Origin of the sequence: Jiangella alkaliphila (assembly GCF_900105925.1) — a bacterium.
GTDB lineage: Bacteria > Actinomycetota > Actinomycetes > Jiangellales > Jiangellaceae > Jiangella > Jiangella alkaliphila.
On the sequence record NZ_LT629791.1, the window covers coordinates 5,309,170 to 5,334,534 of the forward strand.

General features: G+C 72.2%; 27 protein-coding genes and 1 pseudogene. 9 read left to right on the plus strand and 19 right to left on the minus strand.

Annotated features, from left to right (window positions below; genetic code table 11):
* Positions 1 to 123: 123 nt before the first annotated feature.
* Entirely contained in the window at positions 124 to 282 is a 159-nt protein-coding gene (locus BLV05_RS36010) for a hypothetical protein (RefSeq protein ID WP_157524298.1), read from the plus strand.
* Between the two features lie 13 nt (positions 283 to 295).
* Here BLV05_RS36010 and BLV05_RS24285 read toward each other — a convergent pair whose 3' ends face one another.
* The 4 genes from BLV05_RS24285 to BLV05_RS24300 are packed head-to-tail and all read right to left on the minus strand — an operon-like array spanning position 296 to position 2,309.
* Complete coding sequence (locus BLV05_RS24285) at positions 296 to 757, minus strand: SRPBCC family protein (protein WP_046773096.1); 462 nt, start codon at positions 755 to 757, stop codon at positions 296 to 298.
* Positions 757 to 1,251, minus strand: a complete 495-nt coding sequence (locus BLV05_RS24290) for an SRPBCC domain-containing protein (protein WP_046773097.1) — start codon at positions 1,249 to 1,251, stop codon at positions 757 to 759. The genes BLV05_RS24285 and BLV05_RS24290 overlap by 1 nt, the downstream gene beginning before the upstream one ends.
* The gene (locus tag BLV05_RS24295; RefSeq protein ID WP_046773098.1) at positions 1,238 to 1,588 is read right to left on the minus strand and encodes an ArsR/SmtB family transcription factor; all 351 of its coding nucleotides are present in this window, start codon (positions 1,586 to 1,588) and stop codon (positions 1,238 to 1,240) included. The genes BLV05_RS24290 and BLV05_RS24295 overlap by 14 nt, the downstream gene beginning before the upstream one ends.
* 43 nt (positions 1,589 to 1,631) lie before the next feature.
* Positions 1,632 to 2,309, minus strand: a complete 678-nt coding sequence (locus BLV05_RS24300; RefSeq protein ID WP_046773099.1) for a class I SAM-dependent methyltransferase — start codon at positions 2,307 to 2,309, stop codon at positions 1,632 to 1,634.
* Positions 2,310 to 2,379: 70 nt separating this feature from the next.
* Between BLV05_RS24300 and BLV05_RS24305 the strand changes: the two genes are divergently transcribed.
* Complete coding sequence (locus tag BLV05_RS24305; protein ID WP_046773100.1) at positions 2,380 to 3,591, plus strand: MFS transporter; 1,212 nt, start codon at positions 2,380 to 2,382, stop codon at positions 3,589 to 3,591.
* A 71-nt stretch (positions 3,592 to 3,662) separates the two neighbouring features.
* Entirely contained in the window at positions 3,663 to 4,577 is a 915-nt protein-coding gene (locus BLV05_RS24310; protein WP_157524382.1) for an IS982 family transposase, read from the plus strand.
* Between the two features lie 120 nt (positions 4,578 to 4,697).
* Here BLV05_RS24310 and BLV05_RS24315 read toward each other — a convergent pair whose 3' ends face one another.
* Positions 4,698 to 5,357 carry a hypothetical protein gene (locus tag BLV05_RS24315; RefSeq protein ID WP_046772803.1) on the minus strand — a complete coding sequence of 220 codons (660 nt, stop codon included), beginning with the start codon at positions 5,355 to 5,357 and terminating at the stop codon, positions 4,698 to 4,700.
* A gap of 141 nt (positions 5,358 to 5,498) precedes the next feature.
* Between BLV05_RS24315 and BLV05_RS24320 the strand changes: the two genes are divergently transcribed.
* From BLV05_RS24320 to BLV05_RS24330, 3 genes are all read left to right on the plus strand, one after another.
* Positions 5,499 to 7,463 (plus strand): sensor histidine kinase, encoded by a 1,965-nt coding sequence (locus BLV05_RS24320; RefSeq protein WP_046772802.1) that lies wholly within the window; start codon positions 5,499 to 5,501, stop codon positions 7,461 to 7,463.
* Positions 7,454 to 8,101, plus strand: coding sequence for a response regulator transcription factor (locus BLV05_RS24325; RefSeq protein WP_046772801.1), 648 nt, complete (start codon positions 7,454 to 7,456; stop codon positions 8,099 to 8,101). The genes BLV05_RS24320 and BLV05_RS24325 overlap by 10 nt, the downstream gene beginning before the upstream one ends.
* Before the next feature lie 78 nt (positions 8,102 to 8,179).
* Positions 8,180 to 8,653 carry a GNAT family N-acetyltransferase gene (locus BLV05_RS24330; protein ID WP_046772800.1) on the plus strand — a complete coding sequence of 158 codons (474 nt, stop codon included), beginning with the start codon at positions 8,180 to 8,182 and terminating at the stop codon, positions 8,651 to 8,653.
* On the opposite strand, the gene BLV05_RS24335 is transcribed toward BLV05_RS24330, so the two are convergent.
* From BLV05_RS24335 to BLV05_RS24355, 5 genes are all read right to left on the minus strand, one after another.
* Positions 8,592 to 9,380 carry a DUF4118 domain-containing protein gene (locus BLV05_RS24335; RefSeq protein ID WP_052763178.1) on the minus strand — a complete coding sequence of 263 codons (789 nt, stop codon included), beginning with the start codon at positions 9,378 to 9,380 and terminating at the stop codon, positions 8,592 to 8,594. The genes BLV05_RS24330 and BLV05_RS24335 overlap by 62 nt on opposite strands.
* Before the next feature lie 32 nt (positions 9,381 to 9,412).
* The gene (locus tag BLV05_RS24340) at positions 9,413 to 10,021 is read right to left on the minus strand and encodes a DUF1707 SHOCT-like domain-containing protein (protein ID WP_046772799.1); all 609 of its coding nucleotides are present in this window, start codon (positions 10,019 to 10,021) and stop codon (positions 9,413 to 9,415) included.
* A gap of 23 nt (positions 10,022 to 10,044) precedes the next feature.
* Entirely contained in the window at positions 10,045 to 10,209 is a 165-nt protein-coding gene (rpmG, locus tag BLV05_RS24345; RefSeq protein ID WP_046772798.1) for a 50S ribosomal protein L33, read from the minus strand.
* Positions 10,210 to 10,259: 50 nt separating this feature from the next.
* Positions 10,260 to 10,382, minus strand: coding sequence for a type B 50S ribosomal protein L36 (gene ykgO / locus BLV05_RS24350; RefSeq protein WP_046772797.1), 123 nt, complete (start codon positions 10,380 to 10,382; stop codon positions 10,260 to 10,262).
* Positions 10,383 to 10,579: 197 nt separating this feature from the next.
* Positions 10,580 to 11,572 (minus strand): LysR family transcriptional regulator, encoded by a 993-nt coding sequence (locus tag BLV05_RS24355; RefSeq protein WP_082155838.1) that lies wholly within the window; start codon positions 11,570 to 11,572, stop codon positions 10,580 to 10,582.
* Positions 11,573 to 11,631: 59 nt separating this feature from the next.
* Here BLV05_RS24355 and BLV05_RS24360 point away from each other — a divergent pair, with 59 nt between their 5' ends.
* Positions 11,632 to 12,327: a nitroreductase family protein gene (locus BLV05_RS24360; RefSeq protein WP_046772796.1), complete on the plus strand. Its 696-nt coding sequence runs from the start codon at positions 11,632 to 11,634 to the stop codon at positions 12,325 to 12,327.
* Positions 12,328 to 12,492: 165 nt separating this feature from the next.
* On the opposite strand, the gene BLV05_RS24365 is transcribed toward BLV05_RS24360, so the two are convergent.
* The gene (locus BLV05_RS24365) at positions 12,493 to 13,080 is read right to left on the minus strand and encodes an NADPH-dependent FMN reductase (RefSeq protein WP_046772795.1); all 588 of its coding nucleotides are present in this window, start codon (positions 13,078 to 13,080) and stop codon (positions 12,493 to 12,495) included.
* A 113-nt stretch (positions 13,081 to 13,193) separates the two neighbouring features.
* Between BLV05_RS24365 and BLV05_RS24370 the strand changes: the two genes are divergently transcribed.
* On the plus strand, positions 13,194 to 14,117 hold the full coding sequence (locus BLV05_RS24370) for an AraC family transcriptional regulator (protein ID WP_046772794.1): 924 nt from the start codon (positions 13,194 to 13,196) through the stop codon (positions 14,115 to 14,117).
* On the opposite strand, the gene BLV05_RS24375 is transcribed toward BLV05_RS24370, so the two are convergent.
* Complete coding sequence (locus BLV05_RS24375) at positions 14,059 to 14,652, minus strand: NADPH-dependent FMN reductase (RefSeq protein WP_052763177.1); 594 nt, start codon at positions 14,650 to 14,652, stop codon at positions 14,059 to 14,061. The genes BLV05_RS24370 and BLV05_RS24375 overlap by 59 nt on opposite strands.
* Before the next feature lie 176 nt (positions 14,653 to 14,828).
* Between BLV05_RS24375 and thrS the strand changes: the two genes are divergently transcribed.
* Complete coding sequence (gene thrS, locus BLV05_RS24380) at positions 14,829 to 16,109, plus strand: threonine--tRNA ligase (RefSeq protein WP_267884930.1); 1,281 nt, start codon at positions 14,829 to 14,831, stop codon at positions 16,107 to 16,109.
* A 492-nt stretch (positions 16,110 to 16,601) separates the two neighbouring features.
* Here thrS and BLV05_RS24385 read toward each other — a convergent pair whose 3' ends face one another.
* The 7 genes and pseudogenes from BLV05_RS24385 to BLV05_RS24420 all read right to left on the minus strand — a co-directional run bounded on the left by BLV05_RS24385 (position 16,602) and on the right by BLV05_RS24420 (position 25,347).
* A complete protein-coding gene (locus BLV05_RS24385) occupies positions 16,602 to 16,895 on the minus strand; it encodes a hypothetical protein (protein ID WP_046772792.1) in 294 nt (97 codons plus the stop codon).
* Positions 16,896 to 16,926: 31 nt separating this feature from the next.
* Positions 16,927 to 17,744 (minus strand): annotated as a pseudogene (locus BLV05_RS24390) (carbon-nitrogen hydrolase family protein).
* Positions 17,745 to 17,854: 110 nt separating this feature from the next.
* On the minus strand, positions 17,855 to 19,129 hold the full coding sequence (locus BLV05_RS24400; protein ID WP_082155837.1) for an extracellular solute-binding protein: 1,275 nt from the start codon (positions 19,127 to 19,129) through the stop codon (positions 17,855 to 17,857).
* Between the two features lie 413 nt (positions 19,130 to 19,542).
* Positions 19,543 to 20,433: a carbohydrate ABC transporter permease gene (locus tag BLV05_RS24405; protein WP_046772790.1), complete on the minus strand. Its 891-nt coding sequence runs from the start codon at positions 20,431 to 20,433 to the stop codon at positions 19,543 to 19,545.
* Between the two features lie 7 nt (positions 20,434 to 20,440).
* Complete coding sequence (locus tag BLV05_RS24410; RefSeq protein WP_082155836.1) at positions 20,441 to 21,352, minus strand: ABC transporter permease; 912 nt, start codon at positions 21,350 to 21,352, stop codon at positions 20,441 to 20,443.
* 37 nt (positions 21,353 to 21,389) lie between these two features.
* Complete coding sequence (locus BLV05_RS36670) at positions 21,390 to 23,360, minus strand: ricin-type beta-trefoil lectin domain protein (protein ID WP_152691123.1); 1,971 nt, start codon at positions 23,358 to 23,360, stop codon at positions 21,390 to 21,392.
* A gap of 46 nt (positions 23,361 to 23,406) precedes the next feature.
* Positions 23,407 to 25,347, minus strand: coding sequence for a glycoside hydrolase 5 family protein (locus tag BLV05_RS24420; RefSeq protein WP_046772789.1), 1,941 nt, complete (start codon positions 25,345 to 25,347; stop codon positions 23,407 to 23,409).
* Positions 25,348 to 25,365 lie beyond the last annotated feature (18 nt).

The following is a 25,365-nucleotide window of genomic DNA, read 5'->3' on the forward strand; positions in this document are numbered from 1 at the left end:
TCCTGGCAGGGACCGTGTCCAGCGGGCGGCCGACGCCGTCGACGCTATACCCCAACTATGCACTGTGTCTATGCATACCTACCCCATAGCTGTATCGGGACGTTGAAGTGACAGCATCTTCCCATGGCAGGGACTGTGAAGGGTGTGTACGTTCAAGAGAAGGATCTGCCCCTCTGGGAGCGAGCCCAGCAGGCCGCCGGGGCGCAGCGCCTGGCGATGGCGTCCTACGTGCTGATCGCGCTGGAGGAGAAGCTGGAGCGCGACGGCGATCCCGCGACCTGACGACCGGCGACGGTCAGAGGACGGCGGCGAGCTTGGCCAGCGTCTGCTCCAGCCCCAGCCGGGACAGCTGGACGGTCTCGGCCGTCCCGTAGCCGCGCTCGGTCACCGTCAGCTCCGTACCGCCGCCGGACGGGGTCAGCGTCAGCTCGTGCGGCACACCGTCCGCGGGGATGTCCGCGGGCAGGCCGAGCGACGACGGCGGCACCGGCCGGCCGGACGCGTCGCAGAACCGCAGGACGTACTCGAGCCGCCGCGGCGCATCGACCACGCCGTACGTCCAGGTGTTGTAGAGCTCGAACCCGTCCGGCGAGCGCATCGACACCAGCGACGCGCCGCCGGGGCGGACGTCCATGCGGGCGAGCGGTGCGGTGAACCCGTCGGGATCCCACCAGCGCCGGACCAGCTCGCCGTCGGTCAGGGCCGCCCACACCCGCTCGGGCGGCGCGTCGTACGTCCGGGTGACGGTGAGGTCCATCAGCGCACCGCCTCGAGCAGGCCGTCGAGCAGGTCGTGCGACTCGCGGATGCCCGTGTCCATGTCCGTCGGGATCCAGCCGTCGCGGTCGTCGGGCGACTGGAAGAGCGAGACGTTCGTATAGCGCGTGCCGCCGTCGCCGGTGGGCTCGAACGCGTCCGTGACCAGCTGCAACCGGCCCGGCCCGCCCATGGCGAACTCCAGCGTCGACACGACCAGCTCGCCCGGGACGACGTCGTGGTAGACGCCCCAGAAGGCGTAGGGCGTGCCGGCGCCGTCCGCCGGGTCGCGGTGCCGGGTGACGAACCGCCAGAGCCCGCCGCGGCGGACGTCCATCGCCTCGACGGTGGTCTCGAACCGGCGCGAGCCCCACCAGCGCGGGATCAGCTCCGGGTCGGTCATCGCGGCGAACACCACCGCCGGCGGCGCGGCGAACTCCCTGGTGACGACGATGTCCTGCCGCCCGGGCTCGAAGAGCACCTCAGTCGTGCGCATGGTCGTGCCTCCCCTGGATACGGACGATCTCCTGCTCGAGGCGGCCCAGGGAGTCGTCCCAGACCGCGCGGTACTGCTCGATCCAGCCGCCCGCGCTGTCGAGCGGCGCGACCTCGAGCCGGCACGGGCGCCACTGGCCCTGCCGGCTGCGGCTGATCAGGCCGGCCCGCTCCAGCACCTTGAGGTGCTTGGAGATCGCCTGGGCGCTCATGTCGAACGGCCGGCCGAGCTCGGTGACCGGCGCGGGGCCTTCGGCCAGCCGGGCCAGGATCGCCCGGCGGGTCGGGTCGGCCAGCGCGCCGAAGACCCGGCTCAACGTGTCAGTCGTCTCGTCCATCGACGTCCTACTCAACCTTCCGGTTGATAAACCGATAGGTTGATTATCGCCCGCCATCCGCTCCTGTCAACCCGACGGTGGCGACGAGGGCGTAGCGCTCGTCCGCGACCGGCCGGCCCCACAGCGCGGCCTCGCCGCTGAGCACGTCGACCCGCACCTCCCGGGCGAGCGGCCGCACCGCTGCCATCAGCTCGTCCGCCCGGACGCCGCCGTCCCACGGCAGCCGCGCCGGCTCGACGGCGTAGGGCATGGACTCCCCCGCCCCGGCCCAGCGTCCCTCGACGAGCACGAGCCGGCCGCCGGGGCGCAGCCGGCCACACCAGTCGCGCAGCGCGGCCGGCGGGTCGGGCAGCGTCCACACGACGTGGCGCGCCAGCACGACGTCGAAACGCTCGTCGCCGGTGGGCGGTGAGGCGGCGTCGCCGACCAGGAACCGGCCGAGCCGACCGGCCGCCGCGAGCTTGGCGCGGGCCAGGTCGACCATGCGCGGCGCCAGGTCGACGCCCGTCACGCGGTGTCCGGCCTCGGCCAGCAGCAGCGAGAGTGAGCCCGTCCCGCACCCGGCGTCGAGGACGTCGAGAGGCCCGGCCGGCATCCACTCGCTCAGCCGCCGTCGCCACGCCTCGCGGGTCGGTTCGGCCCGCAATCCGTGATCGGCCTCGTCGTCGAACGCTCCTGCCGCGTCGTCCCAGAACGCCCGGATGGCGGCCTCTTGCGTCACGCGCCTCACTCCCCTTCCGTCGAGCTCGAGTATCGCTGCGGGGTCCGACAAGGTCCGTACCATGGCCGGCATGCGCCTGGGCAACTCGTTCTGGCGGTTCTGGACCGCCGCCACGCTCGCGAACCTCGGCGACGGCATCCGGCTGGCCGCGTTCCCGCTGCTGGCCGCGTCGCTGACCGACGACCCGTTCGCGGTGGCCGCGATCGGCGCGGCGACGGCGCTGCCGTGGCTGCTCACCGGGCTGGCCGCCGGGTCGCTGGCGGACCGCCGCAGCGCCCGCACGCTGCTCACCGCCGCCGACATCGGCCGCATCGTGGTGCTGCTCGGCCTGGTCGCGGCGCTGCTGACGAACACCGCGACGCTGCCGCTGGTCGCCGTCGCCGCGTTCGCGCTGGGCGTCGCCGAGACCGTCCGCGACACCGCCGCCCAGACCGTCGTGCCGCGGCTGGTGCCGTCGCAACTGCTGGAACGGGCCAACGGGCGGCTGGTCGCCGGCGAGGTGACCGCCAACGAGTTCGCCGGACCGCTGATCGGCGCCGCGCTGTTCTCGGCCGGCATGGCGCTGCCGTTCGCGGCCAACAGCGCGACGCTGGCGATCGCCGTCCTGCTCGTCCTGTCGCTGCCCGCGTCGCTGCTGGCCGCGACCGCCCGGCGCGGCGAGGCCGGCGGGCCTCCGGTGGCGGACGGGGTGCGAGCCGGGCTCGGCTGGCTGGCGCGGCAGCAGGTGCTTCGCGGGCTGATGGGCGCGGTCGCGATGGTGATGCTCGCCGACGCCGCCTGGTTCGCGGTGTTCGTGCTCTACCTGGACGCGCAGCTCGACGCGGGCGCGCTCGGCTTCGGCGTGTTCCTCGCGATCGGCGCGGCCGGCGGCCTGACCGGCGCCCTGCTCGCCGACCGCCTCATCGGCCGGCGGCGGCACCGGGCCGTCCTGCTGGGCAGCATCGCCGTCATCGCCGTGACACCGGCACTGCTGCTGGCCGCGCCGACGACGTGGGCAGCGGTCGTCGTCATGGTGGCGACCAGCGGCGGCTTCACCGTGCTCAACGTCGCCGCCTCCTCGGTGCGGCAGCGGCTGACGCCGCCGGGGCTGCTCGGACGGGTCACCGCGGCCTGGCGGACGGTGGTGTTCGGCGCCGGCGCGGTGGGCGCGCTCGGCGGCGGCGCGGTCGCGTCCTGGCAGGGCCTGCAGGCGCCGTTCGTTCTGAGCGCCGTCCTCGGTGTCGTCGCCATCGCCCTCTGGTGGCTGTCCGCCCGCCGCGGCCCCGGCCCGCTCATCGCCTAGATGACCTATTCCAAGGGGTCGGGTGCGTGTCGTGAGGCAGTGGCATGGGCGAGGGTGTCCAAGATCGGTTTGTGAAGACAGACCTGGACACCCTCGCGACTGCACTGTACGTGACGGTCGATGACCTGTTGATCGAATCTCCGCACCGGTTGCCGTGGCGGCCGCGGGTGGGGATCGAACCGAAGATCAGCGACGCTGAGCTGGTCACGTTGGCGGTGATGCAGGCGCTGCTGGGCTTCACCTCCGAAGCGCGCTGGCTGCGTCATGCGCGCGCTCACCTGCGGCATTTGTTCCCGTGCTTGCCGCAGCAGCCCGGCTACAACAAGCGGCTGCGGCGGCTGGCCGACACGATCGGCTGGCTGGTCGGGGCGCTGGCCCGCGACACCAGCTTGTGGACCGATGACGTCTGGGTGGTCGATTCCACCCCGGTCGAATGCGGCCGGTCGAAGGAGACGGTGCAGCGTTCGGACCTGGCCGGGTGGGCAGAGTACGGCTACTGCGCCTCCCATTCCAGGTTCTTCTGGGGACTGCGGCTGCACCTGCTGTGCACGCTGCACGGGCTGCCGGTCGGGTTCGCCCTGACCGGCGCGAAGGCCGACGAACGCCAGACCCTGCTGGGCATGCTCGGCGCCGATCCCGACCTGAGCACCGCCCGCGTCGGGCAGGTCGTGATCGCGGACAAGAACTACTACGGCCGCCAGTTCGAAGCAGCGCTTGCCGAGGCCGGCCTGGACCTGCTGCGCCCGGCCCGCAAGGGCGAACGCCCACGCGCCGGAGTCCGCTTCTTCAAACCGTTGCGGCAGGTCATCGAGTCGATCAACGACACGTTCAAGGGCCAACTGGACCTGGAACGACACGGCGGGCACACCCCGACCGGGGTCTGGGTCCGCGTCGCGCAACGCGTCCTGGCACTGACCGCGGCGATCTGGCACAACGACCGCACCGGCCAACCGATCAAACGATCCCTTCTCGCATACGACCACTGACCCCTTGGAATAGGTCATCTAGGGCGTGCCCCTCGCCGTTGATCATGGAGAAGGTCGGCTCCCATCGCGGTTTTGAGCCGACCTTCTCCATGATCAACAGCTGTTGGCGGCGCACTACGGTCAGGGGCGGGCCCGCAGGTCCAGCAGGCCGACAGCCACGGCCCAGAGGCCGGCCAGCGCGGACACCGGGAAGAGCGGGTCGAACCGGTCGGTGAAGGCGATCGTCGCCGAGGCCAGCGCGAAGGCCAGCCCGCCCACCAGGCCGAGCGGCAGCGTGTACCGGTTCCCCACCGTCCGGGTCAGGCCGCCGGCCAGCGCCAGTGCGGCGATCGCCAGCCCCCAGGACGCGTCGGCGACGGTCTCGTTCACGGTCTGCAGACGCGAGACGAACGACTGATCGCCGTCCGCGAGCGCGTCGGCGTCGAGGGCGGCCAGCAGGTGGAACAGCATCGCGACGGTCGCGACGCACGCGACCACCGCGACCACCGTCACCAGCCGGGCCATCGCCGGTCCGAACGCACGGTGCCGGCTCCGGCGCAGCCGCAGGATCCCGGCGGCGAAGCCGGCCAGCGCGAGCAGCATGAGCAGGTGCGACGGGTACCACATCGGGTCGACGAGCATCTCGTGCAACTGGTGGACCTTGCTGCCCTGGCCGCTGTCGCTGGGATGGGTCGCTCCCCCGGCGACGAACAAGACGCCGCCGGCCACGAGGAAGGCCGGCCCGAGGCGGTCGGGACCGCCCGCGCGGGCGGTCGCAGGGGTGAGGCTGGAGGTGGTCATGTCCGGCTCCTGGATGGACGACGGGAATGGGTGCGCCCACCGTCGGCCACCCGGACCGTCCGCCACAGGAGGGCAGACCCTGGAGGTTCTTCCGGGAAAACCCGCATCACCCGCCCGCCGTTCCTGTGCCACGATGCGTCCATGTCCAAGGCGGCCGTCGCGGTGCTCGCGCTGCTGGTCACCGGCCTGCTCGGGTACGGCTGGTCGCTGGGCTTCCACCTGGACAACGCCCACAACGGGCTGATCGGCGCCTCGTTCACGGCGGTCGGCCTGTACGTCCTGCGCATGCGCCCGCGGCACCGCGAGGGCCGGCTGTTCCTGGCCGTCGGCCTCCTGCACGTCGTCATGTTCTTCGGCCGCCAGTACGGCCTGCACGACGACCCGCTGCCGGGCGCGGCCTGGGTCGGCTGGATCGGCGTGTGGCCGCTGCCGCTGGCGATCGCGGTCAGCGGCTGGGCCCTGATGGCCTTCCCGGACGGCCGGCTGCTGTCGCCGCGGTGGCGGGTCCCGCTCGGCGTCATGATGGCGGTCGCGACGGCGATGTCCGTCGTGTCGGCGCTGTGGCCGGTGGAGTACGAGCGGACCGGGCTGGCCGGCCACCCGCTGGACCTGCCCGGCGCGGACGCCGCCACCGCGGCCTGGCCGTACGTCCGGTTCGCCTACCTGCTCTTCCAGGTGCTGTGGACGGTGGCGCTCGTGGTCCGCGTCCGCCGGGCCCGCGGCGACGAGCGACGCCAGCTCTACTGGCTCGGCTACGCGGTCGTGCTGGACCTCGCCCTCCTGGTGGCCGGCCTGGCGCTGCTCGGCAGCCCGGTGCCCGGTCTGCTCGGCGTCCCGCTGGTGCCGCTGGCCGCGGGCGTCGCGATCCTCAAGTACCGGCTCTACGACATCGACCCGCTGCTCGGCAAGACGATCGTCATCGGCGCCATGCTGGCGGTCGTCACCGGCGGGTACGTCGCCGTCGTCGTGGGCGTGGGCGCGCTGGTGCCGGCGCCGGACGGCCTGCTGTCGGTCGTCGCGACGGCGCTCGTGGCGGTCGCGTTCGAGCCGCTGCGGCGGCGGGCGCAACGGCTCGCCGACCGGATCGTCTACGGCCACCGCGTCACGCCGTACGAGGCGCTCTCGACGCTGTCCACGCAGCTCAGCGCGGCGCCCGACGAGCTGCTCGACGGCGTCGCCGCGACGGTCGGCGGCGCGGTCGGCGCCCGTGAGGTGGTCGTCTGGGTCGGCGACGAGGCGCGCCTCGTCCCGGCGGCCGCCTGGCCGGCGCCGGTCGGGTCGGAGCCGTCCTCGCTCGACGGCCTCGGCGGGCCGGGCGTGCACGTCCGCCCGGTGCGCCACGACGGCCTCCTCCGCGGGGCCATTACGCTGCGCAAGCCGCCCGGCGAGCCGCTGCTGGCCGGCGAGGAGCAGTTGCTCGGTGACCTCGCCGCGCAGACCGGCATGGTCATCGTGCACGAGGCGCAGCGGGCCGAACTGCAGTCGACCGCCCGGCGCATCGTCACCGCCCAGGACGAGGCCCGGCAGCGGATCGAGCGCGACCTGCACGACGGCGCGCAGCAGCGGCTGGTCACCCTCGGCCTCGAACTGGGCGTGCTGGCCGCGCACGCGAAGGCGTCCGGCGACGGGGAGCTGGCCGGCGGCGTCCAGGCCGCGCGCACCCAGCTGCTCGAGGCGACGTCCGAGCTGCGCGAACTGGCCCGCGGCCTGCATCCGTCCGTGCTCACGCAGGCCGGCCTGCCGGACGCGCTGCGGACGCTCGCCGACCGGTCCGCGGTGCCGGTGCGGCTCGACGCCGACCTCGCGGCCCGGCCGCCGGCCGAGGTGGAGGCGACGGCGTACTTCCTGGTCAGCGAGGCGCTGACGAACGCGGCGAGGCACGCCGGGGCGACGCTCGTCACCGTCACACTCGCGCGCGACGAGCAGGGGCTGCGGGTCGAGGTGGCCGACGACGGCGCCGGCGGCGCGCGGCTCGGGGACGGCGACGGCGACGGCAGCGGCCTGCAGGGGCTCGCCGACCGGCTGGCCGCGCTCGGCGCGCGCCTCGACGTCGACAGCCCGCCCGGCGGCGGGACCCGGCTGCGGACGGTGATCCCGTGCGCGTGACGCTCGCCGACGACGCCGTCCTCTTCCGCGAGGGCATGGCCCGGATCCTCGCCGACGTCGGGTTCACCATCGTCGACCAGGTGCGCGACGGCGCCGCGCTGGTGGAGCGGGTGCGGGCCGACCCGCCCGACGTCGTGATCACCGACCTGCGGATGCCGCCCGGCTTCGCCGACGAGGGCATCGAGGCCGCCGCCGCGATCCGGTCGTTCGCGCCCGAGGTCGGGCTGATGCTGCTCTCGCAGTACGTCGAGGCGCACCATGCGCTGCGCCTGATGAACGAGTTCGCCGGCGGCGTCGGGTACCTGCTCAAGGACCGCGTCTCCGACCTCGGCGCGTTCGCCGCCGACGTGCGCCGCGTCGCGGCCGGCGAGGTCGTCGTCGACCCGGAGCTGGTCGCCCTGCTCGTCGGGCGGCGCCGCCGGGACGACCCGCTGGACCGGCTGTCCGAGCGGGAGCGCGAGGTGCTCGGCCTGATGGCGCAGGGCCTGTCCAACGCCGCCCTCTCCGCGGAGCTGCACCTCAGCGCGAAGACGGTCGAGGGCTACGTGAGCAGCATCTTCACCAAGCTCGACCTCGCGCCCGACCAGCGCGGGAACCGCCGGGTGCTGGCGGTGCTGCGGTTCCTCCGCGAGCAGTGACTACTGGAGGGCTTGCGGATACCCCTCCCCCGTATCTACTGTTACCCCCACGGGGTATCCGTATAAGGAGGAGACGACATGACGAGCACGCTGCGGGTCGAGATCGCGCCGGCGACGGTCGAGGAGACCGGGGCGCTGACCACCATGGTGCGCACCTCGGCCGCGTACACCGGCGAATACCGGGTGATGGTCGCCAACCAGACCATCGACGCCGCCTATATCGCGCAACACCTGACCCGCGTCGCGCACGGGCCCGACGGCGAGCTGCTGGGGTTCGTCACGCTGCAGGTGCCCGGGCGCGGCGGGCCGGGCGAGGGCGAGGTCGACTTCATGTTCGTCGCCGACGACGCGCAGGGGCGCGGCATCGGCCGGCTGCTGATCGAGGATCTCGTCGAGCAGGCGGCGGCGCTGGGCCTGCACCGGCTGCACGCCGTGTCGCACCCGCCGTCGGCCGGGTTCTACCGCGGCTGCGGCTTCCGCGACGTCGCCGTCATCGAGCCGTACGGGCGGATCGGCTGGAGCCGCCCGCACCTGGTCCTGACTCTGGGCTGACGCCCGCGACGGCGCCGACCTGCTCGGCGAGGGTGACGGCGACCAGCCGCTGCTCCAGGGTCGGCCGGGCGACCCCGGTCGCCGCGGTCAGGTAGAACCGGCCGCGGACGGTGCCGCCGAACTCCACCGGCAGCTCGATCTCGTCGTTGACCGGCAGCCCGTCGCGGGCGACGTCGACTGGCACGCCGTTGCGGGTGACGGTGCCGTCGCGGTTCAGCCGGGGGTACTCGCGGCCACGGCCGGTGCCGGCCTCGAACCTGGCGCCGTCGATGTCCAGGACCGCGGTGATCTGCCGTCCGACGTGCTCGACGATGGCCGGCGCCGGCGCGGAGCCGGACGCGACCAGCTCGGCCGCCGACACCACGCCGGACAGGTAGCCCGCGCGGACGCTGGCGCCGGCCTGCTGCCGCCGTCCCCACAGCGCGATCTCCGTGACGGCGAGCCCGACCAGCGTCAGCAGGACGGCGGTCTCGATGTCGTCGCGGTCGTCGATCGCGAACGTCTGGTACGGCCGGGTGAGGAAGAAGTCGAACCAGGCGGCGCTGGACAGCGCCGCGACGATGCCGGCGGACCGACTGCCGGTCGCGGCGGCGGCGACCACCAGCAGGACCAGCACGAGCGCCGCGTTCGTGTTCGCGATGTCGTCGCGGAACAGGGCCAGCAGCGCGCACGCCGCCAGCGGCACGACGAACGCCAGCGCCAGGATCGGGAGGGACCGGGTCCTCACGCCTCCATCAACGTCCCGCGCGGACGTCGGCGTCAAGGGTCTTGACGAAGCCTTAGCGCCTTGCGCAGCTGCCGACGACGTCGCCAGCCGGGCCGGCGCACGCTGACGCTGCCCATGCTGGCCGAGCCGACGACGTGGACGACGGCGCGCGGCGCGGCCGGCGGCTCCGGCACCTTGACGTCGACACTGGAGAACCGGGTCTCGACGTCGACCTCGACGAGGACGTCGTCGGGCACCACCAACTGCAGCGACGACGCCGACAGCTCCACCTCGATGCGGTGGGCGGACGCCGCGAACACGGCCTCGGTGAAGTCGAGCCGCACCGACGACATCGAGCCCTTGACGGTGAGCCGCTCAGGTACCGCCCAGCGGCCGACGCGCTGCACGGACGAGCCGTCGGCGCGGATCACCGCCGCCTCGGGCGCCGGACGCGCGGCGACGCCGTCGTCGTCCAGATCGGCGACGACGGCGTCGAGGTCGCGGCGCGTGCGCGCGGCCAGGGCCGACCCCAGTCGGTCGTCCAGCTCGTCCAGGCCCAGCCGGCCGTCGGCGGCGGCCGTGCGGATGCGCTCGGCCACCTTGTCCCGGTCGGCGTCGGACACCCGCTGGAGCGCACGCCGGGCCACCTCGTCATCGGCCATGACGGCGATCTTACGGCCGCCGGTCAGCGGTCCTCGCGGAACTCCACGTGCCGCTTCGCCAGCGGGTCGTACTTGCGCAGCACCAGCCGGTCGGGGTCGTTGCGGCGGTTCTTCCGGGTCACGTACGTGTACCCGGTGCCAGCCGTCGACCGCAGCTTCACGACGGGGCGCAGATCGGTGCGTGCCATGGTGGCCCTCCTTCGGTTCTTCGGTCCTTCGGTTCGAGCGTGAGCGGTCGTCAGCCCTGGCGGGCCTTCAGCCGCGGGTTCTGCCGGTTGATGACGAACACCCGGCCGCGCCGGCGGACGACCTGCGAGCCGGGCCGGTTCTTCAACGACCTGAGCGAGTTGCGGACCTTCATCACGACACCTTCCTTCTGAGAACGCTTCTCATAACACCCCGGGTCGCGCGGATGTTCCCGCGCGCACGGAGCCGTCGTCTCTCCGCAGCCGGGCGGTCACGCCGCCGCCATCGCGTCGCCCCGGCTCAGACCCGTGACCGAAGCGGGCTGGGCTGGAACATCACGGGAACGAGCGTTTGCCACGGCAGCCTTCGCCTTCATCGGCCCAGGATTCGCGATCGGGTTCCTCTGGCTGCACGACCGCCTGGCGCCACGCTGGTGGCTCGGGCGGTCGGCTGACTCTGCTCGGTCATGGCGAACGTCGTCCGGCAGTGGGCCAGGAATGCCTCGGCACGCCGGGTGAGGCGCCCGCCCGCGGCCCAGCCCATCACCACTGGTGTCGTGGGCACCGTGCCTGACAGCGGGCGGGTGACCACCTCGAGCCCTTCGAGGGACTGGTCCACCGCCGGCTGTTGCACGGCCATCGAGTAGCCGAGTCCGCGGGCGACCAGGGCGCGGGCCAGTTCGAAGCTCGACGCGCGGTAGGCGGGTCTCATCTCCAGGCCGGCCGCGTCGAAGACGGTCTGGAAGTAGTGTTCGCTTGGCGGAACGTCGAGCAGCACAAAGGGTTCGTCGTTGAGCTCGGCCAGCGCGACCGAGCGGCGCCGGGCCAGCCGGTGATGCCCGGGCAGCAGGACCGAGGGCTGCCGGTCGTGCAGGACCACGGTGTCGATGTCGGCCACCAGGTCCTGCTGGTAGAGGAACGCCAGTTCGCACCGGCCGTCCAGCAGGTAGTTCTGGATCTCCGGCAGAGTGCCTTCGACGAACTGGACATCCACCTCCGGACGCACTGTCCCGAACGTGGCGATCGCGGCGGGGACATGGAACGGCGCGATGGGCGCGTAGCAGCCGATGTCCAGGCGTCCGCTGAGATCCTGGCCGAGGGAGCGGGCACTGGCGCCGAGTTCGGACATGGCGGTGATGACCTTCCTGGCATCGGCCGTCACCTGACGGCCCGCGTCGGTCAGCACTGCGCCGCGGCGGGAGCCGCGGATGAACAGCCGGACGTCCAGGGCTCGTTCCAGTTCGGCCATCGCCAGGGACACCGCGGATTGCGATACGTGGCACAGCTTCGCCGCGGCGGTCATGCCGCCGGTCTCGGCGATCGCGACCAGGTACTCGAGCTGCCGCACCGTGACGTTCGGCCTCATCAGCTCATCATATGGGTCAGCGGAGTTTTTCAAGCTGGCCTGATGGCTGAGCTGATGTCATGGTCGACTCTGTGCAGCAGACACCCCGCGCCCACACGTATCCGTTCGTCCCGTACACCCCCGCCCGCGTGCCCATCGAGGACGGGCTGCGCCGGGGCGAAGAGTTCTACCGCCACCTCGATCAGCGCCGGTCAGTGCGATGGTTCTCGCCGGACCCGGTACCGCTGGCGGCCATCGAGATCGCCGTCCGTGCGGCGAACACGGCGCCCAGCGGTGCGCACCACCAGCCGTGGACCTTCGTCGCGACCAGCGACCCAGCCATCAAGAGCCGGGTCAGGGCGGCCGCGGAAGCCGAGGAGCGGACGTTCTACCACGATCGCGACCTGCCGGCCTGGCACTCCGCCCTCGCTCCACTGGAGACGGACGAGCACAAGGAATTCCTTGATGTCGCACCATGGCTGGTGGTCGCGTTCGCCCAGAAGCACACGCGCCTGCCCGACGGCATCGTGCGCAAGAACTACTACGTCACCGAGAGCGTCGGCATCGCCTGCGGCTTCTTCATCGCCGCGTTGCACAGCATGGGCCTTGCGACCTTGACCCACACACCGAATCCCATGTCGTTCCTGAGTGAGGTCTTCGACCGGCCGTCGGCCGAGCGCCCGTTCATCCTGTTCCCGGTCGGCTATCCGGCCGACAACTGCGAAGTTCCCGACCTGACCCGCAAGCCGTTGCCGGAGGCGTTGATCGTCCGGTGAGCTGAGGTCCACCCCGCTGGGCGGCGGCCTTCGGTCCCCGTGGAGTTCGTGCTCGCGCGGCGACGGCCGACGCCGGCCGCAGCCGATATTCACCCCGTCGGGGTGAATCACGCCGGTGCCGGTGCGACGCACGGTGGTCCCGAGATCACCGAGCGCTCCACACCCCTACACCCGCGAGCTCCTGGCCGCCGTCCCCGCGCTGCGGACCTGAGCGAGCGCGCCGGCCCAGCTCACCAGCTCGTCCAGCATCGTCCCCGCCAGCGCCGCGTGCCGCTCCCGCGGCTCTGGCCGGACGAAGTCGGCGAAGTCGTCGTACAGCGACAGCGCCACCTGCGCCCGGACGTCCGCGACGAGCAGCATGCCCATGACGCCGCGCAACTGCTCGACCGCGCGGATGCCGCCATCGGCGCCGTAGCCGACGAAGCCGGCCGCCTTGTGGTGCCACTCGGCGTAGACGAGGTCGATCGCGGTCTTCAGGACGCCCGGGAAGGAGTGGTTGTACTCCGGCGTGACGAAGACGAAGCCGTCGAAGGCGGCGACGGTCTCGGCCAGCCGCAGGGTGTGCGGGCGGGTGTACTGGCCGGACGACGCGGGCAGCGGCTCGTCGAGATGCGGGAGGTCGAAGTCGGCGAGGTCGACCAGCTCGTAGTCGGCGTCGCCGCGCTGTTTGGCCAGGTCGAGGATCCACTGGGCGACGGCCGGGCCGAGCCGGTCCGGTCGCGTGCTGCCGATGATGATCGCGATGCGTGTCATGTCCTCGACGCTAGGGACGCACCCGCGCCGCGGCCATGGGCGGGCGTCTCGTCGTCCTACGCGATCGTCTCGCGGCCGGGCGCCGGGCGAGACGATCGCCATAGGCTGGCGGTATGGACCCGTTGAGCCAGGTCGTCGCCGTCATGCGCACCGGGCGGCCGCGCTCGTTCCGGCTGCGCGCGGCCGGGCCGTGGGGCTGGCGGTACCCGCCGGTGCGCGGCGCCGCCTTCCACGTCGTGTTGCAGGGGTCGTGCTGGCTGCTGCCCGAGTCGGGCGAGCCGATCGCGCTGAGCGCCGGCGACGTCGTCCTGTTCCCGCACGGTACCGGGCACGGGCTGGCCGACGGGCCCGATACCCCGCTCGTCGAGCTGTGCGCCGGCGACCCCGGCCACCGCGTGCTGTCCGCCGGCGCACAGGCGGCGGCGCCTGACCTGGTGGCGCTGTGCGGCCAGTACCTCGTCGACCGCGATCGGCCGCACCCGATGCTGGCCGCGCTGCCCGACGTCGTGCACCTGCCGAACCGGCTCGGCCGGCACCCGTCGCTGCACGCCGCCGTGGAGCTGCTCGGCCGCGAGGTCGACGCGCCCGCGGCCGGTTCCGACGCCGTCGTGCCGGCGCTGCTCGACGTGCTGCTGCTGTATGTGCTGCGGGCGTGGTTCAGCGACGACGGCTGCGCGGGCGCGCACCCCACCGGGTGGGGCGCGGCGCTGACCGACGACGCCGTCGCCGCCGCGCTCGCCGCCATGCACGCGAGCCCGGAGCGGCCGTGGACGGTGGAGTCGCTGGGCGCGGTAGCCGGGCTGTCGCGGGCGGCGTTCGCGCGCCGGTTCTCCGCGCTCGTCGGCAGCGCGCCGCTGGCATATCTGACCTGGTGGCGCATGACGACGGCCGCGCGGCTGCTGGCCGAGACCGACCTCCCGATCGGCGCCGTCGCGCGGCGGGTCGGCTACACGTCGGAGTTCGCGTTCGCCGCCGCGTTCAAGCGCGAGTACGCCCGGCCGCCGGGTCGGTATCGCAGCGAGCTGACGGCCGCCTGAGCTCGTCGACCGCTGCCGCCAGCAGCCCGGCGTGGCGCCGCGCCCACCCGTCGGCCAGCGCCGCGACGTCGGCCAGCTCGCCCTCGTCGACGACGAACGACGCGACCGGCAGGGCCGCGCCGAGGCTGCCGAGGACGGGGCGCAGCTGCAGGTCCGCGGCCTGCCGCTCGGCCGGGTCGCGGGCCAGCGTCACCGGGACCACGACGGTGCCCGCGAACGCGTCGTCGGGCAGCCGGTCGAGGAACAGCTTGAGCACGCCGGTGTAGGACGCCCGGCTCACCGGCGTCGCGAGCACGACGACGTCGGCGTCCAGGACCGCGTCGACCAGCTGCGCCACCCCCGCCGACGGCACGCCGACGAGGTCGGGCACGTACGTCGTGAGGTCGACGACGTCGCGCCAGACCGGCGTGCGCGGCAGCCGTCCGGCCAGCTCGACCGCGAACGCCGCCGCGACCGCCCTGATGCGCGACGACGGCGCCGTCCCCGCCGTCAGCACCACCAGGTCGACGGGGCGATCGTGCTGCTCAGCCGGCATGGCGGGCTCCTCTGATCACGGTCGGCTCTTTATCCTATCAATTCACTAGGATTTGGTGGAGGGGCCGGAAATCCCCGCGCGTGCGCCGTCGGCCGGATGCTAGGGTCCACGGCATGCAGCGCGCCTACGTGACGACGACGCCGGAGACCGTCCCGGCGCGCTGATTCCTGTTCACGATGCCCGGGGCGAGAGCCCCGGAGCGCCGCCGTGGTCACTCGCCTCGCCTGTCCTTCGAGGAGACCGCCATGCATGACCACCGCAAGCTCGGCCGCGAGCTGGACCTGTTCGGCTCCGATCCGCTGATCGGCGCCGGCCTGCCGTACTGGCTGCCGGCCGGTGCCGCCGTCCGCCATGCGCTCGAGCAATACGTCCACGACGTCGAGCGGCGGGCCGGCTACCAGCACGTCCACTCCCCCGTGCTGGCCAAACGCGAGCTGTACGAGCTGTCCGGCCACTGGTCGCACTACCGCGACGACATGTTCCCGCCGATGTCCGTCGGCGGGGAGGAGTTCGTGCTGCGGCCCAGCCTGTGCCCGCACCACGCCCTGATCTACAAGTCCCGCGGCCGGTCCTACCGGGAGCTGCCGCTGCGGCTGGCCGAGCTCGGCGGCATGTACCGCTCCGAGGCGTCCGGCGTGCTCGGCGGGCTGACCCGCGTGCGCGCGATCCAGCTCAACGACGCGCACATCTTCTGCGACGTCGACGACGCGGCCGCCGAGGCCGCCGACGCGCTGGCGATGATCCGCGACGCGTACGCCGCGATGGGCATCGAGCCGGCCCGTGTGCGGCTGTCGCTGCCCGGCGCCGGCGGGAAGTACGCAGGCGCGCCGCCGCTGTGGTCGCGAGCGGCCGCGCTGCTACGGGAGGCGTTGTCGTTGTCGGGGTTGTCGTACGAGGCGGAGGAGGGTGAGGCGGCGTTCTACGGTCCCAAGATCGACGTGCAGATCGTCGACTCCGCCGGCCGCGAGTCGACCCTGTCGACCGTCCAGATCGACTTCCACCAGCCCGAGCGGTTCGGCCTCGAGTACGTCGGCGCCGACGGCGAGCGGCACCGGCCGGTCATGGTGCACCGCAGCGTCATCGGCAGCCTGGAACGGGCCTTGGCGCAGCTGATCGAGGTGCACGGCGGCGCGTTCCCGCCCTGGCTGGCGCCGGTGCAGGTGGTGCTGGTGCCGATCGGCGAGGAGCAGTCCGTTGCCGCTCGGTCCGTTCTGTCGCGCTGCCTCGACGCCGGGCTGCGGGTGGAGGTCGCCTGGGCCGACCAGGGCAGCGTCGGCGCGCGTATCCATGCCGCCGGGCCGGTGCCGTATGTGGCCGTGATCGGGGCGCGCGAGGCCGGTGCGGACGCGGTTGCCCTGCGGCTCCGGGACGGCCGCCGGCTCGATCCGCTGCCGGTTGGCGAGGTGGTTGGCAGGATCGCTGAGCGGGTGTCGTCTCGTGCGTTGGATCTCTGGTGATCGCGGTTTGGTCCAGCCTTGTCCCCGCGCTTCTTTGGCTCCGCTGGCCGCTCACTGGCCGTGAGTGGCAAATGGCGACCGACTCCGCTGTTGGTCGCCCTCCGCTGGCCTCTTCACCCGCCGCAGGTGTACCTCACCCGCCAGAAGTGCGCACCCGGCCCCGAGACGAGTCCAGTACGACCCCCAGGCGAGTGAGGAGCACCCCCAGCGAGTGAGGTGCCCCGCCAACCCCGCCGGAAAGCGCTCACCCACGCCTCCGTTCCATGATCATCAAAGAAACGGTGCGCCCCGACGCCCCAAAACTTTGATGATCATGGAACGGGCGGGGCCAGAGGAGGCCAGCGGACCCGTCACCCACAGCGGAGTCGGTTGCCAAGAGGGGTGGTAACCGTGAGAGGCCGGCGGAGGGCGAACAGTCAGCGGTCCTGAAAGCCCGGTCCACTTTCCGGAAGGCTCCCTGATGCTGTGAGAACGAGGGCGCGGCGGCGCGGGTCAAGCGGTCATCGATGGCGCGAAGCGCCCATCAGTCCGCTTGAGGCGCGCCGCCGCGCCCTCGACAATCGAACAGCAGGGGGCCGACGAACCGGCCAACTGTGCACCAAGATCACGCAACCTCGCCGATCTCCTGCTGGGTGAGGCCGCGCTGGCCACCTGGTGCAGGTCCTCGGCGTCGATGCCGCGCCCGGCGTAGCGCCGGCTGATCGCCTCGGCCAGACCGAGGTTGCGGATGATGACGTCGTCGGGGGCGCGCTGACGATCGGCGCCTGACAGCCGGGCGGCTCGCATTTCCCGGCCGATGTCAACCGATCCGCACGGATCAGGCGTGCGACGCGTTGCGCGCCACCTGGTCGCGCAGGTCCTCGACGCCGAGGCGGGCGGCCATGACGTCGATCGGCGTCGCGGGGTCGTCGGACCAGAACAGGCCGACGTCCTCGCGTGCGGAGTAGTGGTAGCCGGCGCGGTCGCCGAACGCGTCGCGGAACGCCAGGCCGTCGCGCAGCGCCTCCGACCAGCCGAGCACGACGTAGCTGAGGTCCAGCTCGTGCACCAGGATCCCGGCCCCGAGCACCCGGGCGGCCATCAGGCCGGACGGCTCGTAGACGGCGGCGTTGTCGCGCGGCGTGCCGGACACGACGTAGTACCGGTGCCGCGCGGCATGGGCGGCGGTCCGCACCGTCGCTGGCGAGGCGGACGGGAACGCGACGACCTCCGCGCCGCCCTCGGCCAGCGCCCGCCAGCCGTCGTCGTACATGACGTCCCAGCAGATCTGGATGCCGACGGCGCCGAAGTCGCAAGCGAACACCGGGAACGACGAGCCGGGCGTCACCCCGCCCTCGAACGAGGACGACCCGGCGGCGGCGACGGGGTGCGCCTTGCGGTACACGCCCCCACCGCGCCGGCCCGGTCCAGCAGGACGGCCGCGTTCGAGACAACGCCGTCCTCGGCCAGGTCCAGGGTGACGACGAGGTACGTCCCGTGCCGCCGCGCCACCGCGCGGTAGACCTCGAACACGGGGTCGTCCAGCGACAACGCCCGCAACGACGCGACCGGGCCGGGCGGGCTCGCCACCAGCTCCGGCAGTACGACGAGGTCCAGCCCGCCCCGCGTGGTCCCCGACGCCGCGGCCGCCGCCATCTCGGCGACGAGGGACGACACCTCCGCCGCCCGCTCAGCCACGCCCGGGAACGGCCGGCCGCCGCCGAACACGGCCGTTCCTACGACAACTTTCCGCGGCCCGCGCGCCGTCACCCCATCGCCTCCTGCAGCCGCTCGCGGGTCTCGTTGCCGATCTTCTCGGTCCAGTTCTCGGTGATCGCGCGGAAGTCGTCGATCGAGATCCGCTCGGCCGTGACGTCGGCGACCGCGTCGTAGACGGCCTGCAGCGCGCCCGTGGTGTCCTCGACCGGCTCGATGTAGACGCCGACGGTCGGGTCCGGGATGGTCGCCGGGATGACCGCGGACTCCCACGCGTGCTGGGCCTCGACCCACTGCGGCGACTGCCCGCTGAACATCACCCCGGGCGGCGCGCCGATGAACTTGAACATGGTCCGGATCTCCTCGATCCCCTTGTCCGTCAGCACCGGCAGCCCGCCGGTCATCTCGTGGTCCACGCCGTCGACGCCGTAGTTGAGCAGGAACCACTCCTCCGTCCCGAACGGCGCGGCGAGGAAGTCCAGCAGCTTCAGCCGGTCCTGCACGACGGCGGGATCGTCCTGGCGCAGCGCGGTGATGCCGAAGATCCCCGAGGCGACGTGGAAGACGGGGTCCGCGCCGGGCAGCGCGAACGGCAGCATGACGCCGATCTCGTCGACGCTGCGCCGCTCCTGCTCGACGAAGCCGCGCCAGGCCGCGAGCCCGTCCATGTACAGCGCCGTCGTCCCGGACGAGAACGCCTGCTTGGCCTGCGTGACCGTGTACCCGGTGAAGTCGGGGTGGAAGTAGCCCTGCTTGGACAGCTCGAGGTGGTACTCGACGGCGGCGAAGTACTCGTCGGTCTCCCAGTCCTTCGTCAGCGTGCCGTCCGGCTCCTGCCGCCAGTTGTTCGGCACCCCGAACGCGGCCCAGAACAGCAGCATCATCGTCGGCCCGAACGGGCCCATCGCCCAGCGGCCGGACGACGGCGCCGTCAGCTCCGCACACAGGTCGGTGAAGTCGTCGGTGGTCTTGACGTCGGCCGGCGCCACCCCGATCGACGACAGCAGGTCGACCCGCGCCATCATCACGTTCGTCAGCACCTGCTGCTCGACGGGGACGCCCCACAGCCGGCCGTCGACGCGGGCGCCGCGCCAGGCGTAGGTCGGGATGTTCGCGAGGTTCGGGTAGGCCTCGACGGCGTCGCCGGACAGGTACTCGGACAGGTCGGCGAACCGGGCGTCCAGCAGGTCCGGCAGCCGCGGCATGGTCAACTGGTCGCCGGTCAGCAGGACGGTGTCGGGGATGTCGTTGCCGGCCATGACGGCGTTGAACTTCTCCCGGTAGTCCGCCTGCGGGACGATCGTCGGCGCCAGCTCGCCGCCGATGCGCTCGTTGACCGCCGTCCAGTAGGCGTTGTCGCCGGCGGCGGGGCGGCGGTGGGTCGTACGTCAGCACCAGCGACGTCAGCGTGTTCCAGCCGGTCGGCAGGTCCTCGGCCGACCGCTGCAGCTGCGTCGGGAAGCGCAGGTAGCCGTCCTGGACGCCGTCGGCGCTGCCGGGCAGGTCCGGCTCGACGTAGCGGGCCGGCCGGTACGACGGCAGGTCGACGGGGCCGCTGCCGGCGCTGGACCCGTCGCCGGAGCCGGAGCCGGAGCCCGACCCGGAGTCGGATGATCCGCAGGCGGCCAGGAACGGCCCGCCCAACGCGGCCGCCGAGGCGCCGAAGAGGGCGCTGCGCAGGATCGACCTGCGGCTGATCGACTGGTTCATGAGGTCCTCCAGGAACGAGAGAAGCGGCTCAGCCCTTGACGGCGCCGGTGAGGACGCCCGTGGCGAAGTGCCGCTGCAGGAAGGGGTAGACGCAGAGGATGGGGACGAGCGCGATGACGACGACCGCCATCTGCACCGACTGCACGGGCGGCAGCGACGCCGCCCCGCCGGGGTCGAACGAGCTGGACCCGCCGAGCGTCGAGCCGCCCAGCACGTAGGTCCGCAGCAGCAGCTGCAACGGCCACTTGGCCGTGTCGTTGAGGTAGAGCATCGCGGTGAAGAAGGCGTTCCAGTACGCGACGGCGTAGAACAGCCCGATGACCGCCAGGACGGCCTTGGACAGCGGCAGCACGATGGTCAGCAGCACCCGCCACTCGCCGGCGCCGTCGATGCGGGCGCTGTCGAGCAGCTCCTGCGGCACGTTCATGAAGAACCCGCGCATGATGACGACGTTGAACGCGCTGACCGCGGTCGGCAGCACCAGCGACGCGTACGTGTCGAGCAGGCCGAGCTCCTTGACCACCAGGTAGCTCGGGATGACGCCGGGCGGAAACAGGAATGTCAGCAGGACGATCGCCAGCAGCGTCCGGTGCGCGAACGAGCCGCGCCGGCTCAGCCCGTACGCCAGCAGGACAGTGGCCACCAGGCTGACCGCCGTCCCGGCGACGGTGACACCGACGCTCACCAGCACGGCCCGGGTGACGATGCCGCCGCTGAGGATCGCCTCGTAGGCGGAGAAGTCCAGCGACGTCGGGAACACGACGTAGCCGCCGGTCTGGTCCAGCGTCTCCGCGCTGGACAGGCTGGTCGAGACGATGACCAGGAACGGGAACGCCACCAGCAGGCAGACCGCGACCAGGACGGCCGCCTTCGACACCTGCCCGGCGACGGACGGCCGCTCCATCCAGATCGGGCGCATGATGCGGCTACCGCTCACGGGAGTACACCCCCTGCTCTCCGAGGGCGTGCGCGACCCGGTTCGCGGCCAGGATCAGCGCCAGCCCGACGACCCCCTTGAACAGGCCGGCGGCGGCCGCGACGCCCCACTCGCCGCCGACGACGCCGTAGAAGTACGAGTACGTGTCCAGCACCTCGGCGGCGGCCGCGCCGACGGCGTCGCGCTGCAGCAGGATCTGCTCGAACCCGACCGACAGCACCTCGCCGAGCCGCAGGATCAGCAGCAGGACGATGATCGGCCGGATCCCCGGCAGCGTGATGTGCCACAGCCGCCGCCACGGCCCGGCGCCGTCGACCGCCGCGGACTCGTACCGCGACTCGTCGATGGTCGACAGCGCCGCGAGGAAGATGATCGTGCCCCAGCCGGCCTCCTTCCAGATCACCTGCGAGGTGACGAGGAAGGCGAACAGGTCCGGGTTGGTCATCAGCTCGAACGTGCCGAGGTCGTGCTGGCGCAGGAACTGGTTGACGACGCCGGCGTTGCCGAGCACCTGCTGGAACAGCGCCACGACGATGACCCACGACACGAAGTGCGGCAGGTAGAGCACGCTCTGCACCAGCTTGCGCACGCCGGGCGAGAGCACCGAGTTCAGCAGCAGCGCCAGCGCGATCGGCACCGGGAACAGCAGCACCAGCTGGCAGAACGCGAGCACCAGGGTGTTCTGCAGGGCGTCCCAGAACCGCGGGTCCTCGAACAGCCGGCGGAAGTTCTCCAGCCCGGTGAACGGGCTGTCGGCGATGCCGATGTAGGGCAGGTAGTCCTGGAACGCGACCACGTTGCCCAGCAGCGGCAGGTACCAGAAGACCAGCAGCAGGCCGATGCCTGGGACCGCCATCAGCAGCAGCGCTCGGTCCCGCCTCAAGCGGTCCCAGGTGGTCATCGCACCTCCTCGTGAATGTCGGGACGGACGGTGAGAGCTACGGCAGCGCCCAGACCTGGTCGGCCCTCGTCAGGCAGTCCCAGATGATCAGCCGGGTGCCGTTCGCGGACGAGCCGCCGGTGGTGGACAGGCACCTGCCTGACTGCGGGTTCAACAGCTCGCCGTCGGTCTGCTCGACCCACTGCTGCGACCCGCTGCCGATGCAGTCGTAGAGCTGGATGACCGTGCCGTTGGGCGTGAGGCCCCACTGCACGTCCAGGCACTTGCCCAGCGCCCTGATCGAGCCGTCGCCGGGCAGCGACCAGGTCTGCGACGCGCCGGCGCCGCAAGGCTCCAGCTCGATCGGCGTGGTGTTCGCGGTGTTGCCGTTCTCGACGGTGACGCACTTGCTGGCGATGCCGACGATCTGGCCGGACGGCACGACGGGATCCGGGTCGGGCACCAGGTAGCCGGTCACGTTGTCGCCGACCCCGACGCCCGCGTGCGGCGACGCCGCGGTGAGCCTGACGTCGTCAGACGGTTGGGGAAGCGCTTGCCAGACAGCCGTGCTTGAACCAGGCGGGACCTCCTGGTTGTCCTCCAGCGCTTCGTAGAGGGTGCCGCCGTGCACGACGACGTCGCCCTCGTCGTAGACCATGACGGGCTGGCCGTCCTGCAGCGTCTCGCGGTCGGTCCACCACTCCAGCCGGCGGTAGTCCTGGTCGAGGTAGCTGCCCATGAAGTCGCGGAACTGCACCCGCGGCACCGTCGCGTAGGTGGTGTTCGTGTCGGTGACGTTCGGCCGCGACGTCGCCTGCAGCGGCGGCCCGTCGATGACGTTGTCGGTCCAGCGATGCGTGACGGAGGTGGTGTCGCCCGGGCTGAACATGTCCGCCGGCGCCGTCACGTTCGGGTAGACCTCGTTGTAATTGAAGTTGAAGCCGCGCCACGTGTTGCCGGTGAACTCCACGTCGACGCCGGTGCCGCCGGCGTGGGTGAAGACGCCGCCGTACGAGGTGTCGGCGAAGTAGTTGTCCTCGAACGTGACGGTGTCCGACGGGCAGTACGGGTCGCCGCTCACCGTCGTCGGGAAGAACTCGATGAACAGGTCGCCGGTGCCGATGACGACGTTGTCGTGGAAGGCCGCGCTGCCGTAGCGCTGTCCCCACTGGATGTTGCCGTCCTGCCAGTGGCTGAACGCCGAGCGCCACCGCGTCGCGGCCGGGCCGAACACGTTGTGGTGGACGGCGATCTGGTCGCCCGCCTGCCCCACCTGCAGCGCCTCGGTGCCGGTGCGCAGCACGCGGTTGTTGTAGATCTCGACGTTCTCGAAGATGTGCTGCGGCTGGGCCTGCGTGCTGCCCATGTAGATGCCCTCGGCGCCGGTGTCGTGGATGTAGAGGTCGTGCACCCGGACGCTGCGCATCGTCGCCGCGCCGGTGTTGTCGGTCTTCATCATCAGCCCGGCGAACTCGAGCCGCCGGATCTCGATCATGTCCAGCTCGAAGTGGCTGGCGCCGCTGCTGACGGACAGCCCGATGCCGCCCTGGCGGCTGAACTCGTCGTCGACGACGATGCCGTAGGTGTCCTGGCTGTCGGCCCAGTCGCCGTCGGCGTGGCCGCGGTAGCTCGTGTGGCCGGTCTGCGCGGCCGCGTCGTAGCGGCCGGTCAGGACCCAGTTCCGGCCGCCGTTGACGGCGAAGACGTACGGGTGGTTCTCGCCGCCGACGCGGACCTGGCCGCCGCTGTTCGTGATGACCAGCGGCCGGTCGGCGTCGCGGTCCGGTAACCCGCCGAGGTGGATGGAGCGGTACTGACCGGCCGGGATGTAGAGCCGGTCGAGGGTCTCCCAGTCGACGGACGGGAAGGCCGTGACGATGTTCGCGTGGTTGATGTCGCCGTTGGCGTCCGCTCCGGGGAGCGTGAACGTCTCCAACGTGTTCGCGTTGGCGGACTGCGTCGCGACGGGCGCCGCGAGCAGGGTGGTGACCACCAGCAGCACGGTGGTCATGAGGGATCTGAGCCTCATCGATCCTCACCTCACTGTGTGTCGAGATCCGATTCCCCCGCTCTCCCTACGGCGTCAAGAGCTCGGCTATCACCACCCCGAACGGCGGCAGCGTCACCGTGGTGGTGAGGTCCGCCTGGTCCAGGACGCCGGTCAGCCGGTGGCTCGCGGGCACCACGGGCTCGGCCGTGACGTCGTCGGGCGAGAGGTTGACCAGCCAGACGAAGCGCCGGCCGGTCTCGTGGGTCAGGCCGTCGACGACCACGCGCGAGTCGTCGACGCTGACCTCGGGTCTGGCACCGGCCGCGTGCGCGAGCGCGCGGTACAGCCGGTGGACGTGGTCGTCGCGGTGGGCGTCGGGGCGGGCCGAGCCGAAGTACTCGACGGGGTAGGTGCCGACGTAGACGGCCCCTACGCCGACGGTGCGACGCAGCAGCGCGGGGCGGCCGCGCTGGTCGCGGGCGAGGACGACGGTGCCGCCGCCCTCCGGCTCCGCCAAGGGCAACATCGCCCGGGCCTGGTCGGTGCCGGCGACGGGGAACGTCAGTGTCTCCCCCGCGACGAGGTCGCCGAACGGCTCCTCGACCTGCCACCGCACGACGTCGTCGACCGGCTCGCGCAGCCCGTACCGCAGCGTGTGCCGCGCGCCGGTGACGCCGTCGACGTCCGGCCACCACGAGCCGCGGTGCGCCCCGCTGACGCCGGCGAACCAGGACAGGTACACATGGCTCCCCCGCCCCGCCCACTCGTCCAGCAGGTCGAACGTCGGCGCCGTCAGCAGCTTGTTCGACGGGACGAGCACCAGCCGCGGGCGGTCGGCCGGGTCCAGCGACTCCTCGCGGACGACGGCGGGCGCGAGGCCGGCGACCTTGGCCGCGAGGTAGGCGTGCTCGGTGATCGGAGTGATGCAGCGGCGGTCGGCGTCGGGGATGCGCGGGTGCAGGTCGAGGTACGACGGCACGACGATCGCCGTCGCCGTGTCGGTGCGGCGGCAGCGCGCGACGTCGACGGCGTCGAGCGCGGCCCGGAAGTCGCGCAGCTCGAGCAGCGGCGCCTTCGGCGTGCCGTCGGGCGTGGTCAGCCCGAAGCCCAGCTCGAACGGGTGGTGCCGGTACGGGTCCTGCTCGGGCAGGTCGAAGTCGGTGTTGTTCCAGGCGATCCAGCCGGTCGCGCCGGCCAGCAGCGACGCGTGCAGCGCCTGCCGGTAGAAGTGCGCGGCGTTGGCCTCGGAGCTGAGCGCGTTGGGCACCCCGAACTCCTCCAGCACGACCGGCGGGCCGAAGTGCGACAGCTCGCAGGCCAGCGCCGCCGCCCAGTGCACCCGCGCCTGGTCGTCGCCCATCGGGTAGCTGTGCGGCCCGGCGAAGTCGACGAGGTCGAGCTGGCGGCGCAGCCGGAACCCGTTGTCGGTGCCGTACAGCTCCTTCGTCCATGCGCCGTCGCCCAGCGACACCGGCAGGTCCGACCCGCCGGCCCGGACAGCCTGCGTGCACACGATCGCCCACGCGCGGACGTCGTCGGGCGCGGCGGTGCCGGCGTAGTTGGTGAACTCGTTGGAGATCAGCCAGCCCGCGACCGCCGGCGAGGCGCCGAACCGGCGCACCGTCTCGGCGATGAAGAACGCCTGCTGACCGAGCATGAACCCGTCGGTGTAGAGGTCGCGCCCGTGCCGCCACACGACGTCCCAGTCCTCGCCGGACATGTGCCCGACGAGGAACGTCGGGATGGTCCGCACGCCCTCCTCCATGCACGCGTCGAGGAAGCGTTGATAGCGCTCACAGAAGACGTCGTCGACGACGTCCGGCGCAGGCTGGAAGTCCGGCCAGAACAGGAACGACCTGGTCAGCTCCAATCCGTGGTCGCGCAGCACCCGCAGCTCGCGGCGCACGACGGCGTCGTCGTACGTCCGCCACATGAACGGCCCGCCGGCCGCCGACCAGTAGTTGGCGCCCAGCCAGGTGGCCCCGTCCAGGCGCGGGTTCGGCCGGCCGATCGTCCCGTCCGTCATCGCAGGTCACCGTCACTT

Excerpts from the sequence above, each read along its gene's own strand:
- BLV05_RS36010 (WP_157524298.1), top strand. The coding sequence starts at position 124 with ATGGCAGGGACTGTGAAGGGTGTGTACGTTCAAGAGAAGGATCTGCCC.
- BLV05_RS24285 (WP_046773096.1), bottom strand. The coding sequence starts at position 757 with ATGGACCTCACCGTCACCCGGACGTACGACGCGCCGCCCGAGCGGGTG.
- BLV05_RS24290 (WP_046773097.1), bottom strand. The coding sequence starts at position 1,251 with ATGCGCACGACTGAGGTGCTCTTCGAGCCCGGGCGGCAGGACATCGTC.
- BLV05_RS24295 (WP_046773098.1), bottom strand. The coding sequence starts at position 1,588 with ATGGACGAGACGACTGACACGTTGAGCCGGGTCTTCGGCGCGCTGGCC.
- BLV05_RS24305 (WP_046773100.1), top strand. The coding sequence starts at position 2,380 with ATGCGCCTGGGCAACTCGTTCTGGCGGTTCTGGACCGCCGCCACGCTC.
- BLV05_RS24315 (WP_046772803.1), bottom strand. The coding sequence starts at position 5,357 with ATGACCACCTCCAGCCTCACCCCTGCGACCGCCCGCGCGGGCGGTCCC.
- BLV05_RS24320 (WP_046772802.1), top strand. The coding sequence starts at position 5,499 with ATGTCCAAGGCGGCCGTCGCGGTGCTCGCGCTGCTGGTCACCGGCCTG.
- BLV05_RS24330 (WP_046772800.1), top strand. The coding sequence starts at position 8,180 with ATGACGAGCACGCTGCGGGTCGAGATCGCGCCGGCGACGGTCGAGGAG.
- BLV05_RS24340 (WP_046772799.1), bottom strand. The coding sequence starts at position 10,021 with ATGGCCGATGACGAGGTGGCCCGGCGTGCGCTCCAGCGGGTGTCCGAC.
- rpmG (WP_046772798.1), bottom strand. The coding sequence starts at position 10,209 with ATGGCACGCACCGATCTGCGCCCCGTCGTGAAGCTGCGGTCGACGGCT.
- ykgO (WP_046772797.1), bottom strand. The coding sequence starts at position 10,382 with ATGAAGGTCCGCAACTCGCTCAGGTCGTTGAAGAACCGGCCCGGCTCG.
- BLV05_RS24355 (WP_082155838.1), bottom strand. The coding sequence starts at position 11,572 with ATGAGGCCGAACGTCACGGTGCGGCAGCTCGAGTACCTGGTCGCGATC.
- BLV05_RS24360 (WP_046772796.1), top strand. The coding sequence starts at position 11,632 with ATGGTCGACTCTGTGCAGCAGACACCCCGCGCCCACACGTATCCGTTC.
- BLV05_RS24365 (WP_046772795.1), bottom strand. The coding sequence starts at position 13,080 with ATGACACGCATCGCGATCATCATCGGCAGCACGCGACCGGACCGGCTC.
- BLV05_RS24370 (WP_046772794.1), top strand. The coding sequence starts at position 13,194 with ATGGACCCGTTGAGCCAGGTCGTCGCCGTCATGCGCACCGGGCGGCCG.
- BLV05_RS24375 (WP_052763177.1), bottom strand. The coding sequence starts at position 14,652 with ATGCCGGCTGAGCAGCACGATCGCCCCGTCGACCTGGTGGTGCTGACG.
- thrS (WP_267884930.1), top strand. The coding sequence starts at position 14,829 with ATGCCCGGGGCGAGAGCCCCGGAGCGCCGCCGTGGTCACTCGCCTCGC.
- BLV05_RS24385 (WP_046772792.1), bottom strand. The coding sequence starts at position 16,895 with ATGCGAGCCGCCCGGCTGTCAGGCGCCGATCGTCAGCGCGCCCCCGAC.
- BLV05_RS24405 (WP_046772790.1), bottom strand. The coding sequence starts at position 20,433 with ATGCGCCCGATCTGGATGGAGCGGCCGTCCGTCGCCGGGCAGGTGTCG.
- BLV05_RS24410 (WP_082155836.1), bottom strand. The coding sequence starts at position 21,352 with ATGACCACCTGGGACCGCTTGAGGCGGGACCGAGCGCTGCTGCTGATG.
- BLV05_RS36670 (WP_152691123.1), bottom strand. The coding sequence starts at position 23,360 with ATGAGGCTCAGATCCCTCATGACCACCGTGCTGCTGGTGGTCACCACC.
- BLV05_RS24420 (WP_046772789.1), bottom strand. The coding sequence starts at position 25,347 with ATGACGGACGGGACGATCGGCCGGCCGAACCCGCGCCTGGACGGGGCC.